1 protein-coding gene is annotated in these 398 nt (G+C 59.5%); it reads right to left on the bottom strand.

Annotated features, from left to right (window positions below; translation table 11 throughout):
* Nucleotides 1-229, bottom strand: a 229-nt coding sequence (locus tag EPK82_RS24975; RefSeq protein WP_279635008.1) for a S24 family peptidase, incomplete at its 3' end; no start/stop codon positions are given.
* Nucleotides 230-398: the final 169 nt, after the last annotated feature.

Here is a 398-nt window from a genome sequence, read left to right as displayed (position 1 = left end):
TCGTGTCTCCATCCCCCAGACCATCCTCGCTCATCGAGAGGCCTCGTACTCGCAGGAGAAATGTTGCTTGCGGGTGGGTAATCAGCTCGGCCATGAGGTCGATTCGCGTCTCGCCGAAGTCGGCCGCGGGGGAAGGAAATCCTGCGCGGACCGTGGCATTCGCAAGCGGCAAGACCAGACCCCATGGCTGGATCTGGATTGGTGCCAGAGCTTGCAAAATGCTGTTCATTCATACAGTATATAAAATCCAGCCTGAAGATGATCTCTGCCCGCTCGGGCACCTGCAGCGCCGACTTAGGCGACGCTATCGGCGAACGCCTCCACACCCGTCGCACGACCGGCCATCACTTCGCCACCATGCTTCTTCGGATCGAAGGACGCCAGCATCTGGTCCAACG

The sequence above is a fragment of the Ectopseudomonas khazarica genome, from assembly GCF_004521985.1.
Classification (GTDB): Bacteria; Pseudomonadota; Gammaproteobacteria; order Pseudomonadales; family Pseudomonadaceae; genus Aquipseudomonas; species Aquipseudomonas khazarica.
Note: the sequence above shows the minus strand (reverse complement) of the source record. Positions and strands in the feature narration are given on the sequence as shown.